General features: G+C 38.1%; 9 protein-coding genes. 1 reads left to right on the plus strand and 8 read right to left on the minus strand.

The features are described from left to right. Positions 1-28: 28 nt before the first annotated feature. From AC59HC_RS01905 to AC59HC_RS01935, 7 genes are all read right to left on the minus strand, one after another. A complete protein-coding gene (locus AC59HC_RS01905) occupies positions 29-1240 on the minus strand; it encodes a PepSY-associated TM helix domain-containing protein (protein ID WP_496557905.1) in 1212 nt (403 codons plus the stop codon). A 51-nt stretch (positions 1241-1291) separates the two neighbouring features. After that, positions 1292-3406, minus strand: a complete 2115-nt coding sequence (locus tag AC59HC_RS01910; RefSeq protein WP_496557906.1) for a TonB-dependent receptor — start codon at positions 3404-3406, stop codon at positions 1292-1294. Continuing rightward, entirely contained in the window at positions 3406-4608 is a 1203-nt protein-coding gene (locus tag AC59HC_RS01915) for a PepSY-associated TM helix domain-containing protein (RefSeq protein WP_496557907.1), read from the minus strand. Before AC59HC_RS01915 ends, AC59HC_RS01910 begins: the two co-directional genes overlap by 1 nt. A gap of 39 nt (positions 4609-4647) precedes the next feature. Continuing rightward, a complete protein-coding gene (locus tag AC59HC_RS01920; RefSeq protein WP_496557908.1) occupies positions 4648-6825 on the minus strand; it encodes a TonB-dependent siderophore receptor in 2178 nt (725 codons plus the stop codon). 151 nt (positions 6826-6976) lie between these two features. Beyond that, complete coding sequence (gene secA, locus AC59HC_RS01925; RefSeq protein WP_496557909.1) at positions 6977-10051, minus strand: preprotein translocase subunit SecA; 3075 nt, start codon at positions 10049-10051, stop codon at positions 6977-6979. 122 nt (positions 10052-10173) lie between these two features. Further along, positions 10174-10395: a DUF2795 domain-containing protein gene (locus AC59HC_RS01930; protein ID WP_002662059.1), complete on the minus strand. Its 222-nt coding sequence runs from the start codon at positions 10393-10395 to the stop codon at positions 10174-10176. Between the two features lie 136 nt (positions 10396-10531). Then, positions 10532-11560 (minus strand): GDP-mannose 4,6-dehydratase, encoded by a 1029-nt coding sequence (locus AC59HC_RS01935; RefSeq protein WP_330744539.1) that lies wholly within the window; start codon positions 11558-11560, stop codon positions 10532-10534. Between the two features lie 88 nt (positions 11561-11648). On the opposite strand from AC59HC_RS01935, the gene AC59HC_RS01940 reads away from it, so the two are divergent. Further along, on the plus strand, positions 11649-12446 hold the full coding sequence (locus AC59HC_RS01940; RefSeq protein ID WP_202842341.1) for a DUF2797 domain-containing protein: 798 nt from the start codon (positions 11649-11651) through the stop codon (positions 12444-12446). A 67-nt stretch (positions 12447-12513) separates the two neighbouring features. Here the strand turns inward: AC59HC_RS01940 and AC59HC_RS01945 are convergent. Beyond that, on the minus strand, positions 12514-14158 hold a 1645-nt coding region (locus AC59HC_RS01945; protein ID WP_496557910.1), incomplete at its 5' end, for a protein-disulfide reductase DsbD family protein.

Here is a 14158-nt window from a genome sequence, read left to right on the forward strand (position 1 = left end):
GATTATTAATAGGGTTTTATTTAATATGTTAACCCGTTTTTACTGTTTTTTTCTTTTTTCTGCCCCACCATATCATAAATCCGGTAACCGGAAGCGAGGCACAAATGATACTTACAATAAAAGCAATGATCTTGGTAGGAAGTCCCAGAATAGCACCTACGTGAATATCATAATTGGCGTTCACAACCTTTTCTCCGAAGTTTTTGTCTTTAGGGTCATGAGTATGCAGCAATTCTCCTGAGTTTTCATCAAAGATTAAGCTGCTGCTTTTATGGTATGAATAAGAAAGATGTTTTACGTATACTTCAAAGTTGGGGTGCTCGTGATCATCCATATGCGGATGTCCTAAATCGATAGCGAAACCATAAGATTCAGGATATTTTGTCTGTACTGTATTGATGATTTTATCCAGTGTTCCTTCTGTTCTCAATTCGATAGGTGCCTTTGTTTTAATATGTGAGAAGTCGGGATATTTTGTTTCTCCACCGGAAAATATCACATAGATCATTGCCTGCACCACAAAGAATGCATAGAAAAGTCCAGTGATGGAAAAAATCAGAGCAAAGATGGATGCGTAAAACCCCAGTACATTATGAAGGTCGTAGTTTTTTCGCTTCCAGCTTTTAATATTTTTCCATTTGAAGGCAAAACGCTGTTTTCTGGCTGCTTTGTTCTTGGGCCACCATAGAATGATCCCGGAGATCAGCATAATAATAAAAATAATAACAGGAATTCCCACTACATAAGTTCCCCAGTCCTGTTTCAGGAGGTAGCTCCAGTGGATCATTTTTACAATATTGAAGAATCCGTTTTTCTCATCATAGACTCTCAGTACTTTTCCGGTGTATGGGTTTACATAAGCCTGTTTATAGATGGGAAATTCATCAAAATAGTTCCAGGCATCTGTATTATGTTCATACCAGAAGAACATATAGGACATTTTTTTATCAATAGGAACATTTACCCAGTGGATAGGATATTTCTCTTTTACCTGCTCCGCAACAGCCTTTTCCATCACTCTGATGGGAAGGACCTGTTTCTGCTCTATATTTTGCTCGTGATGGTAGATGACATCTTTTCGGGTGATATTTTCCACTTCATCCTTAAAGACGTACAATGCCCCGGTAACAGAGATAATAAAGATCAGGAAGCCTATTCCCAATCCGAACCACAGATGCAGTTTGGCGGACCATTTTTTGATAAAGCCCGGTTTCTTTTTATGATGATGCTTTTTCTTCATATAACAGTAAAAAGTAAAGCAAAGATATGCTTTACTTTTTATTTAGATTAATTAAAATTTGTATTCAATCATGAATGTTCCTCTCAGTCCAAGAGCATTGGTAAAATCACTGTCTCTTGCTGTCCACCATGAAATGGCAGGCTGGTACAGTTTGTTGAAAATGTTTTCAATACCTAATGATACTCTCCAGTTGTTGTTAACCTCATAACTGGATTTGAAATTGAAAACAGTATACTCAGGTACATATCCTTCACCATAAGCATACAATCCTGTCTTGGCATTAGGTTCAAATCTGTTTTGCTGGAAAGAGTGGAGCATATCAAGCCCAACTGATAGAGCAGGGATAGGTCTGGCCTGAACATATGCCAATACTTTAGGGGCAGAAATTCTGCTGTTGTTGATCTTTGTGGAATAATCACCATCGTCTTTTACAGAAGTAATTCCTTCCATCCAGCTATAGCTTCCGCCAAACTGAATCCATTTTACCGGAGTAAAGTGTAAGAATCCTTCCACTCCGTACACGATTTCAGGAGATCGCTGAATCATTAATGCTCTGTCCGGACTTTGTACGAATGATGCTCCCAGTTTCGATGTGCTTACATAAGAAGTTAATTCATAATTCAACCAACTGGAAAGCTGTCCTGTTGCTCCCAATTCGTAATTATTAACGATGATGGGTTTCGTTTCCAGATTTTTGATCGTTTCAGAAGTTGAGGTTCTTAAAATTCTTCCTAACTCATTGATAGAGTAGGCCTGAGAGAAGCTACCAAAGAGGTTGATATAAGGCTCAATATTATAGCGGATACCAATATTTCCTACCAGTGCATTGTAGCTCAGTTTTCCACCTGCAACAGGAATACTTTTCGTGAAAGTTCCGTCACTTTTAAGGGTAGAAAGGGTATTGAAATCATCAACATTTACTTTGATGTTCTCATAGCGAAGTCCTCCTTTGATCGTAATTTTTTTAAACAGATCAATTTTGGCCAGTACGAAAGGCGCAATATTGGTCATGTTCATATTGGGAGTCCAGAAACGTCCGTCTTCCAGCTTTTGAACGGTTTCATCATTCAGAATATCGGCTCCGTAGATGATTTCCGCCTGAGAGTTCGCTGAATTCCAAAGCTGGGTATCAAAATTGAATCTTGCTCCTGCTTTTTTTGAGATTACATTCGACTGCCCGCCGTTGAAAAAGGTGTCGCTGTAGCCGTAAACGGTTTTAAAATCCTGATAATAAAGGTTGATATTCAAAGACGTTCCTGCAAACAGGTTCTTATTGTCGTAGCTTACTCTTATGTTGTGGTTTTTCGGAGTTCCCTGGGGAGTTGTTTCCAAACCTTTCCCAATTCCTTCACCAATCGTTGGCTTGATGCCGTATTTTCCTGTTTTTAATCCTACATTCAGATCTGATCTTGAAGAATAACCAATATAAGAAGCCTCAATTCTCTGATTTTCGTTGATGTCATAACCTATTTTCAACAGTCCGTTGTAGTTGTCCATCTTCGCAATACTGTAGGTAGGACTTATCAAAACACCATCTCCGTCTTTTGTATATCCTGTTCTTTCGTAGGCTAATGAAAGGGTATAATCAAACTTGTTGATCTTTCCTGATAAAAGCTGACTGGCTCTTACTCCTAAAGTACCTCCATAAGGCTGTCCTGTAAGCCCGATCTGTGAAATTCCGGAGATTTTTTTATCTGTTTTGCTTTTTTTTGTAATATAATTGATGATCCCTCCGTCTGCTCCGTTACCATAAATGGAAGAAGCCCCTTTGATTACCTCTATTCTTTCGATCGCTGAAGGGTCAATGGTTCTTAAATCTCTTGCTCCGTTACGAAGTGGCGTAGATTGTGGAATTCCATCAATCAAAACCAGAACCTGACGTCCTCTTAAGGTCTGTCCTGTATTGGATGTCTGCCCCGAATTGGTTCCTAAACTGGGAACGGTATACTGCAGGATGCTTGTGATATCTGAGTTAACGGTCAGCTGAGACTGAATCTGTTTCTCTCCTACCACCGTTATGGAGCTTGGAACTTCTTTGATGCTTTCCTTTTTTCTGGAAGCAGTCATGACAACCTCGTCTACATTTTTAGTTTGTAAACTATCTTTTACCTGAGCAAAAACAGTGGTAGTTCCTAAGCAGGCAGCTGATAAAAGCACTTTTTTCATTATATTTTCTTTCCTTTTTTCTTTCTTTTTCCCCACCAGACCAGAAATCCGGTTACAGGGAGCGATGTACATGTGAGGCCGGCTATAAACCAGATGACTTTTCCAATGATTCCGAAGTAGGAACCGGTATGGATGTCATAATTGGCGTTGGAATATTTCTCGGCAGTATTGAGATTGTGATGAGGTTTATTGGCGAGTAGTTTTCCGGAGTATTTGTCGAATGTCAGGATGTTTCTTTCACTGTATCTTCCATCCATCCCATAAACCGTTACCGGAAGATTTTTAAGCTCTTTTCCTTTTTTATTCTTTCCGTTCAAAGTCATTCTGAAGCTGGATGATTTCGCGTACAGCTTTTGAGTTTGTACCGCAGCGAGATCAAAAACTGCTTCATTCTTTGCCATCAGAGAGTCCGGGGATTTTCTTTCTTTTTCCTTTGGCAGTTCCCATGAGCCAGACAGTGCAAAAGTAAAAGTGTTTTTTACATAGGGATAGGCAAAATATAGTCCGGTAACACTCAGAAGCAGCGCAATAAATGATGCATAGAATCCAAGAACATTATGAAGATCATAGTTTTTACGCTTCCAGTTTTTTACATTTTCCCAATTGAACCAAAAACGTCCTTTTCTTGCATTTTTGTTTTTAGGCCACCATAAAATGATCCCTGTAATCAGCATAATGACGAAAATAACAGTTGGGATTCCTACAGTATACGGTCCCCATTCTGAATTAAGCAGAAGTCCCCAGTGGATATATTTCAGAATATTGAACACATCATACTTTTCATCATAAACTGCCAGAATTTGCCCGGTGTACTGATTCACATAGACTAGTTTGTTGATGTGTACCTGCTGAAAATAATTCCATCCTTTTTTGCTTTTGTCATAGTATTCAAACTGATAGGATTTTGTTTTGTCTAAAGGAATTTCTACAGCACTTACGGGATATTTTTCATTAAGTTCCAGCGTTACTTTTTCACGAAGCAGATGAATAGACAATGGCTTTTTTCCTATATCGTCTTTTTTCAGGTAAATGGCTTCCTTGCGTAAGCTATTCTGTATTTCATCCTTAAAAACATATAAAGTCCCTGAAAGAGAGACTATAAATACAATGATTCCAACGGATAAACCCAGCCACAAATGCAGCTTGGCAGACCATTTTTTTGCAGGAGACACTTTCTTTTTATGGTGATGCTTTTTTCTCATAGCAAAAAGTTAACCCCATGAGGGGCTAACCTTTGATTTTTAAAATTTATATCCTATTGATACTCTCCAGTTACGAGGAGCATTGTAGATCCATGCATATTCTCCTCCATCTCCTCTATATCCGCTGTAAAGCTTCCTGTTAAGAACATTGTTCAACATAAAGTTAACATCGAATTTTTTAGCAACATAAGAAACGCCGAAGTTGGTATCAAAATAATCAGGAAGACTCTGATCTTTTGTTGCACTTACCCCATACCAGGATTGTCTTCCTCCCTGATATTGATATCCTGCAGAAATACCGAAACCATTTAAAACACCATTCTGGAATCTGTAGTTGATCCAGGTATTCTGAACATTTTTTGCATTTCCTGGAGACTGAACTCCAATTCTTGCAGGATCTGTGTCTTTAACTGTTTTAGCGTCTGTATAAGCATAGTTGATGATAAGATTCAGACCTTTGATGATTTCTCCTTTGATATCGGTTTCAAAACCTCTTGCTCTTTGCTCGCCTGTAGCAACTTGAAACGCAACTCCATCGTTTTCATTGGCATTTCCTGCTACAAGAATATTTTGTCTTCGGATTTCGTAAACCGCAAAAGTGGTATTCCATTTTCCACCGAACCAGTCTTTTTTAAGTCCGAATTCAATATTCTGGCCTCTGAAGGGATCTGTAATTTTGGTTTTGTTAATTCCTGTTCCGGATTGGGGTACAAAAGTCTTATCATAAATTCCGTACGCTGAGAAGTTTTCATTGATAGAGTAACTCACCCCAACTCTTGGAGTAAACTCACCCGCTGTATCTGGTACAACAGGTGTTCCCGGGCTCAGATTAGGATATGCAGAATAGGTTTTACCGCTGGTATACCTTCCTGCCAATGTTAATCTCAGTTTATTGTCAAACATTTCAATCTGGTCCTGAGCATAATAAGATGTATATTTTACGCCCTGATCATTATAAAACGGAGCAGAAGTGTTTAATGTATAAAAATCAGAAGAAGGAAGTTGAGAAGGATCTACACCATAATTCACATTATAAATGTTAATAGGAAATAATAAGGTTTCTTTACCATCTACAATTTTCGAATAGGATGAAAAGTCAGCATTGTATTTTCTGTCTCCGTAATCGAACCCTGCGATTATTTTATGAACAATATTTCCTGTATTAAGCTTTCCTCTAACATAGGTCTGGAAAATGTGATTTTTTCCTTTTGCCTGCCAGTTGCTTAAAGTTCTGTTGAAAACATTCTTATTGTTCGCATCAAAAGTTCCCCACCAAGAACCTCCGTCGTAATTCAGATCCATATAAGCATACTGTGTGCTCCAAACCCAGTCTTTGAAAAGCTTCTGGTCTAAACTTAAGAATAAACTCTGGTCTTTTACTTCAGTTTTCTTGAAGTTCGGATCATTAAAGTTGGTATGTACATTCAGTGAAGCGTATCCGTCGTTTGACATCAGATAAGCTCCAGGCTGGTTGAATTTTAAGTATTGATAGTTATACTGAGCCGTAAATGTAGTGCTCTTTGTAGGTCTGAAAGTAATGGAAGGTGCAACAATGATTTTGCTTGTTTTATCATTTTCTACCCAGGAATTGTTGGAGCTTCCCATTAAATTGATACGGTAGTCTAAAACCCCGTCTTTTACAAGAACTCCATCCAGATCAGCTTCTCCTCTGAAAAGATTATAGCTTCCCGTTGTGAAACGCACACTGTTGGCAAACTTTCCTGTAGGTTTTTTAGTCACTACATTATAAAATCCGGCAGGATCTCCCATAGAACCCATAAATCCGGCAGGACCTTTTACAAACTCTATTCTGTCTATGATAGATGCGTCAGGATTGATGGGTCCCCAAGTAGAAGAAACATTCATCCCGTTCATGAAAGTAGCAATACCTGCTCCTCTCATGAAAACATTGGAATATACATTATCCCAGTGTTCTACTTTTCTTGCCCCACTTACGTTACGGACAATTCCTTCAGACATATTTAGAGTCATCTGATCAGCAAGAACCTGTGAACTTACAGACTGTACATTTTGTGGCAGCTCAAGAATAGGGGTCTGAATTCTTAGTGAACCTGAAACCTCATTTAATTTGTACTTCTGATAATATCTTCCGTTAACAATTACTTCTTCAATATCATTGGATTTGATGGTGTCTTTTTTTTGCGCAGAAACCAGCATTGTTCCCAGTGCGGAAGCACAGATCAGTACATTTTTCATGAAACTCAAATTTTCTGCAAATATATTATTTTTAACTGTTCTAAATAAATAATAATATTGATATTTATCATAAAATTATTATATACTGAATAACAAAAAACCGCTATGGCCAATGCCAGAGCGGTTTTTAGATGATATTATTAAATTTTTCTTACGCTGGAATTTCTCCTTTATATAAGAAAGAAATAATTTCTTTGTTTAATTTATCGATCATTTCACTGAATAAGTGGAAAGATTCCTGCTTATAGATTACCAGTGGATCTTTCTGCTCATACACAGCTCCCTGTGATGATCTTCTCAAGTCGTCCATTTCACGAAGGTGAAGCTTCCAGTTTTCATCGATAATCGATAAAGTGATATTCTTTTCAAAATCATTCACTAAACTTTCACACTGAGTATCATATGCTTCTTTAAGATCAGCTACAATAGTCATTGTTTTGTGTCCGTCTGTGAAAGGAACCTGGATCATTTTGAACATTGAACCCTGATTTTGGTATACATTCTCAATGATAGGGAATGATTTTTCTTTCAACAGATTCAGCTTCATTCTATAATCCTCCTGAGCTGCTTTGAATAAGATATTGGTCAGATCCTGAACATTCTTATTATTAAAATCACTTTGTGAAACCGGAGATTCCATCGTAAATGTTTTAATGATTTCATATTCAAAATCTTTATAATTTCCTGAAGCTTTCCCTTTCGCAACGATAGAATTAGCTACATCAAAAATCATATTGGTGATGTCATACTTCAAGTGGTCTCCGAAAAGAGCGTTCTTTCTTCTCTTGTAGATTACGTCACGCTGTTTATTCATTACGTCATCATACTCAAGAAGTCTTTTTCTTGTTCCGAAGTTATTTTCTTCTACTTTCTTCTGAGCTCTTTCAATAGACTTACTGATCATAGAGTGCTGAATTACTTCTCCCTCTTTGTGACCCATTCTGTCCATCATTTTAGCAATTCTTTCAGAACCGAACAAACGCATTAAGTTATCTTCAAGAGACACATAGAACTGAGAACTTCCCGGATCTCCCTGACGTCCCGCTCTACCTCTCAACTGTCTGTCAACACGTCTTGAATCGTGTCTTTCCGTACCGATGATCGCTAAACCTCCTGCATCTTTTACTTCCTTGGAAAGCTTGATATCCGTACCACGACCTGCCATGTTGGTTGCAATGGTTACAACTCCCGGCTGCCCTGCTCCAGCTACAATTTCCGCTTCTTTTTTGTGAAGCTTCGCGTTCAATACCTGGTGTGGGATCTTTCTTAATTGAAGTGCTTTTGATAGTAATTGAGAAATTTCAACAGAAGTAGTACCTACAAGTACAGGTCTTTTCTGTGCTGTTAATTTTTCAATTTCTTCGATGACAGCATTATATTTCTCTCTATTCGTTTTGAAAACCAAGTCTTGCTTGTCATGTCTTAAAATAGGACGGTTGGTAGGAATTACCACAACGTCTAATTTATAGATTTCCCAAAGCTCTCCAGCTTCGGTTTCAGCAGTACCTGTCATCCCCGCAAGCTTGTTGTACATACGGAAATAGTTCTGAAGCGTGATGGTTGCAAAAGTTTGAGTAGCTGCCTCAATTTTTACATTCTCTTTCGCTTCAATTGCCTGGTGAAGACCGTCTGAATAACGACGTCCCTCCATGATACGACCTGTCTGCTCATCAACGATTTTTACTTCACCATCAATTACCACATACTCATCATCTTTTTCAAATAATGTGTAAGCTTTCAATAGCTGGCTCATGGTGTGAACACGCTCAGATTTTTCAGCAAATTCAGCGAAAAGTCTTTCTTTAGCTTCGAACTCTTCTTCTTTGGAAAGATTTTTAGCTTCTACTTCAGCAATCTCAGTTCCGATATCCGGCAGTACGAAGAAGTTAGGATCAGAGTTTCCTTGAGACATGTATTCAACACCTTTGTCTGTAAGGTCTACCTGATTGTTTTTCTCCTCGATTACGAAGTAAAGATCTTTATCTACAATCGGCATATCACGGTTGTTGTCCTGCATGTATTGCGCTTCAACTTTCTGAAGCAATGCTCTGTTTCCGCTTTCCGATAAAAATTTGATTAATTGTCTGTTTTTTGGAAGACCTCTGTATGCCTGAAGTAATTTGAATCCTCCTTCTTTTGTATTTCCTGCAGCGATTAATTTCTTTGCTTCATTGAAAATAGCAGAAACGGTTTTCTTTTGTACTTCAACAATTCTGTCGATAGAAGGCTTAAGAACATCAAACTCCTGTCTGTCTCCCTGAGGAACCGGACCTGAAATGATCAATGGTGTTCTGGCGTCATCTACCAATACAGAGTCCACCTCATCCACGATAGCAAAGTTCAGTTCTCTTTGTACCAGTTCTGAAGGTGATGTCACCATGTTGTCTCTCAGATAATCGAAACCGAATTCGTTATTCGTTCCATAGGTAATATCCGAGTTGTATGCTTTTCTTCTTCCATCAGAGTTCGGCTGGTGGTTATCGATACAATCGATAGACATGCCGTGGAACTGATAAAGAGGACCCATCCATGCCGAGTCTCTTTTTGCAAGATAATCGTTCACGGTTACAACGTGTACCCCTCTTTCAGGAAGTGAATTTAAATAAATAGGTAATGTTCCTACCAAAGTTTTACCTTCACCGGTTGCCATTTCGGCAATTTTACCACTGTGAAGAATAATCCCTCCGATAAACTGAACATCATAGTGGACCATATCCCAAACTACAGGAGTTCCGGCAGCGTCCCATGAGTTTTTCCAAACAGCTGTGTCTCCCTCAATACTAACGAAATCTTTCCCTGCAGCAGCCAGTTCTCTGTCCCAGTCACTAGCCGTTACACGGATTTCTCCATTCTGAGCCCATCTTCTTGCCGTTTCTTTGATCAATGCAAAAGCTTCGGGAAGAATCTGAACCAGAACTTTTTCTTCAATTTCGTAAGATTCTTTCTTTAAAGACTCAATTTTTGAGAAAAGAGCTTCTTTCTCATCAACGTTGGTTGAATTTTTTATCTGCTCTTTTATCTGTTCTATTTGAGCGGTGATCTTGCTGGTTGCAGATTTTATATTCTCTTTAAACTCAGCCGTCTTTTGTCTCAACCCATCATCCGACAATTGTTGGATATTAGGTTCTACAGCTCTGATTTTTGTTACAACTTTTTTTACTTCTTTTAGGTCCTGCGCTTTTTTGTCTCCCAAAAACCCTTTAAGAACTTTGTTTAAAAAACTCATAAATTTTTTGCTTTATGCTTAATGCAAAATGCTTTAAGCGTTTTAAATAACACTTATCGTGTAAATTATATATAAAAAGGGCAAAAAAGCTCTAAGCACGCAGCCTAAAGCTTATCGCTTTATTAATATTCGTCCTCGTTCCAAAGGAAATCTTCGTCAGTAGGATAGTCGCTCCATACTTCTTCGATAGATTCATAAATTTCTCCTTCGTCCTCAATAGCCTGAAGGTTTTCTACTACTTCCATTGGTGCACCAGTTCTGATTGCGTAGTCAATAAGCTCTGCTTTTGTCATTGGCCAAGGTGCGTCACTTAGATATGAAGCTAATTCTAATGTCCAGTACATAATTTTCTAATTTTTTGCAAAAGTATAAAAATAGGTTGTATAATAAACTTTTTTATACTTGATTTTCAATTCTTTTTATAATTTTTTCTTATAAATGGTTGTCACAAACTGGCTGGCAGCTGTGTCAGCAATTTACTTATTGTCGTTTTCTCAAAAACCATTCCACAAATTTTTTTATGCCATTTTGGAAGTCTGTGGCCGGATTATACCCTATTAAATCCTTTGCTTTTGTAATATCGGCATTCGTTTTTGTGACATCTCCCGGCTGCATTGGCAGAATTTTTTTGATGGCAGATTTTCCCAATGCCTTTTCAATAGTAGCCACCATTTCAGACAAAGTGATTACCTGGTTTTCACCCAGATTCACAATTTCATAAATTCCTGAATTGTTTTCCAGATAAAGAATAGATTTGGTAATTCCGTCAATGATATCATCTACATAAGTATAGTCTCTGGCCGTATTTCCGTCACCATAGAAAGGGATTTCCTGATTTTCCGAAATAAGCTTTGTAAACTTGTGTATGGCTAGGTCGGGTCTCTGTCTTGGTCCATATACTGTAAAAAACCTGAGTTGGATCATATCTATATGGTATAGATTATGGTAAACATGTCCTATAATTTCTCCGCTCTTCTTGGTAGCAGCATAAGGAGAGATAGGATTGTCTACATTATCTGTTTCCGTAAAGGGAATTTTTTCATTGTTTCCGTAAACACTTGATGAAGACGCACAGATGAATTTTTTAATATGGAAATCTTTACACAGTTCCCAAAGATTCATAGTACCCCGTACATTCACTTCTTCGTACTCCAGTGGACGTTCAATAGAAGGGCGAACACCGGCAAGTGCAGCAAGATGGATCACCATGTCAATATGATGATTCTTAAAGATGTTTTCAAGGTCTTTTAGGTCCCTGATATCCTGCCAATAGAGGGAATATTGGTCAGAATGGGTGAGGGAAACCAAACGCGGAATATCCGTCTCTTTATCCGAGAACTCAAAATCCGAATTTTTACCGATTGACTCCAAAGTATTTTTAATTTTTACCTGATAGTCATAGAAATTATCAAAATTGTCAATGTTTATGACAGAATGTCCATTTCTTAATAATCGTTCAACTAAATGGGAACCGATGAACCCACTACCGCCTGTTACAAGATAAACCATTTGTATTTTTTATGATTACAAAAATATAAATTTTACTTTTGAAAAATATAATCATTAAATTTACTTAAAAAAGTAATATAAATATAATATGCAGTTTCAAGGGCAAATTTTAAAGATGACAAGCTATGATGCTAAACCAATCCAATACTACCTCAATCTTTCCGGGGATCTGATCCACATGAATGAGCTGTTTGGAAAGGAGTTAAGCATAAAACATACAGGATTCCAGTGTGTAAATTGTGGTGAAAATAAACCAGTTTACAGAATGGGCTTCTGCAAAAACTGTTTTTTTGAAAGCCCTTATGCAAGCGATACCATTATCCGCCCGGAACTTTCTACAGCACATTTAGATATTGCAGAACGCGATCTTGAGATCGAAAAACAAATTCAGCTACAGCCACACACTGTTTATCTGGCCTATACAGGAGATGTAAAAGTAGGGGTAACCAGAAATACACAGATTCCTACAAGATGGATTGATCAGGGTGCAACTTTTGCATTGCCTATCGCAAGAACGGAAAACCGTTATGAAGCAGGAATGATAGAAGTAGCTTTAAAAGAACATCTGGCAGATAAGACCAATTGGAGAAAGATGCTGCAGGATGATTTTGAAGGAGAAGTAGACCTTGCCGATTTCCGACAAAAGATAAAAGAATATTTTCCTGACGATTTCCAGAAATTTTACAGCGATGGTGAAGAGCTGTGGATGTTTGATTATCCTTTTGAAAAACCGGAAAAAGTTTCCTCATTTACTTTGGATAAAAAACCTGAGTTTACAGGGAGGCTTACCGGAATTAAAGGACAATATCTGGGATTTGAAGGTGGGAACTTTATCAATGTAAGAGGACATGAGGGGTATGTGATCGAGCTCGAAATAAAGAACTAGTATTAAATGATAGCCTTAACTTGAATCATAGATATCTTAAGCTAAGGCTATTAAAAGTGAAATTTTATCAGTGGGCATAATAATTTACCCCGCATTCAAGGAATTTTTTGAAATCCTCTTTAGGCATATATCCTGAAACAGGCGTGTTGATTACTTTACCATCAGGAGTAATTAAAACATAGTGAGGCTGAGAGTTGTTGTTAAAGTTCACCTGCTGGAATAAACTCCATCGGTCCCCGATGGTTTTTACCTTCTTGATCTGTCCGTCTCCCAGGTCAATTTTGGTTTTCTGATCCTCAGGAAGCTCTTCCTTATCATCTACGTAGAGAGAAGCCAGTACTACATCATTCTGAAGAATCGGTAAAATGTCTGGTTCGCTCCATACAAACTCCTCCATTTTTCTACAGTTTTCACATCCATATCCTGTGAAGTCGATCAATATAGGCTTGTCTTCTTTTTTAGCCAGTTCTATTGCTTTGAAGAAGTCGTGTTCAGGATGCATTCCTAAAATTCCGTCTTTTTCATCATGGAAATAGCTTACATTGAGTGGAGGTAAAATTCCACTTAATAACTGAAGTTTCGGACGGTCAGATGGGATTAACCCTTGAACCAGATAGATCACGAAACCAATTCCCAATACCCCTAATATTTTTCTGGTGATAGAGATTTTAGGCTTTTTATCATCATGAGGGAATCTGATCAATCCTGATAAATAGATTGCTAATCCTAAGGCGATAATAATCCAGATGGCAATGAAAAGCTCTCTTTTTAAGAAGAATGTTTTGGATACAAGATCAGCTTTAGACAAGAATTTCAATGCCAATGCCAGTTCTACGAATCCTAAAACTACTTTTACCGTATTCATCCATCCTCCGGATTTCGGAAGGCTCTGTAATGCCTGCGGGAATAATGCCAGCAGTCCAAAAATAATTGCCCATGCCAGCCCGAATCCTGCCAGCGCAAATGTCAGCAGCATAGGAACATTGGATGAACCTGTTACTGCACTTCCCAGTAAACTTCCTAAAATAGGTCCTGTACATGAGAAAGAAACGATCACCAGGGTTAATGCCATGAAGAAAATACCGATAATTCCTCCTGCTTCTTCCGCTTTGGAAGATTTGTTGGCAATAGAACTTGGCAGTGTAATATCATAATACCCGAAGAAACTTCCGGCGAAGAAGATGAATATGATGAAAAATGCAATATTCAGCCATACACTTGTGGAAATTTCATTGAAGATATTTCCGGCAATTCCGTCAATAATATGGAAAGGAATACTTAGTAAAACAAAGATCAGAAGAATGAAAAACCCATAAATAAGAGCATCTCTTTTTCCTTTGGCTTTGTTTTTACTTCCTTTGGTAAAGAAAGAAACCGTCAATGGAATCATCGGGAATACGCATGGCGTAAGCAAAGCGATTAATCCTCCGATAAATCCAAGGAATAGATACGTCCAGTAATTTTCATCCACTTTGGTAGACGCTGTACCGCAATCTGTCAATGGCTTTTTGAAATCGATGGTGGCAATTTTGAGCTGCTTTGGATCCAGTTTTGAAGTTTCAGTGATCGTAGCTTCAGTTTTTGCAGGATTTTCAGTAACCGTCTCAGTTATTTTTACAGAGTCTTTTGCAGGGCCTGCGTTTTCCTCGGCTGCAGCCTCTTCCGCTGCCCCTTTTGGAGTAACTTTTTGATTGAATTCTAATGTATTGGGA

Source organism: Chryseobacterium sp. DZ-32 (assembly GCF_059587025.1).

Coding starts and splice junctions, on each gene's coding strand:
- AC59HC_RS01905 (WP_496557905.1), bottom strand. CDS start 1,240: ATGAAGAAAAAGCATCATCATAAAAAGAAACCGGGCTTTATCAAAAAA.
- AC59HC_RS01910 (WP_496557906.1), bottom strand. CDS start 3,406: ATGAAAAAAGTGCTTTTATCAGCTGCCTGCTTAGGAACTACCACTGTT.
- AC59HC_RS01915 (WP_496557907.1), bottom strand. CDS start 4,608: ATGAGAAAAAAGCATCACCATAAAAAGAAAGTGTCTCCTGCAAAAAAA.
- AC59HC_RS01920 (WP_496557908.1), bottom strand. CDS start 6,825: ATGAAAAATGTACTGATCTGTGCTTCCGCACTGGGAACAATGCTGGTT.
- secA (WP_496557909.1), bottom strand. CDS start 10,051: ATGAGTTTTTTAAACAAAGTTCTTAAAGGGTTTTTGGGAGACAAAAAA.
- AC59HC_RS01930 (WP_002662059.1), bottom strand. CDS start 10,395: ATGTACTGGACATTAGAATTAGCTTCATATCTAAGTGACGCACCTTGG.
- AC59HC_RS01935 (WP_330744539.1), bottom strand. CDS start 11,560: ATGGTTTATCTTGTAACAGGCGGTAGTGGGTTCATCGGTTCCCATTTA.
- AC59HC_RS01940 (WP_202842341.1), top strand. CDS start 11,649: ATGCAGTTTCAAGGGCAAATTTTAAAGATGACAAGCTATGATGCTAAA.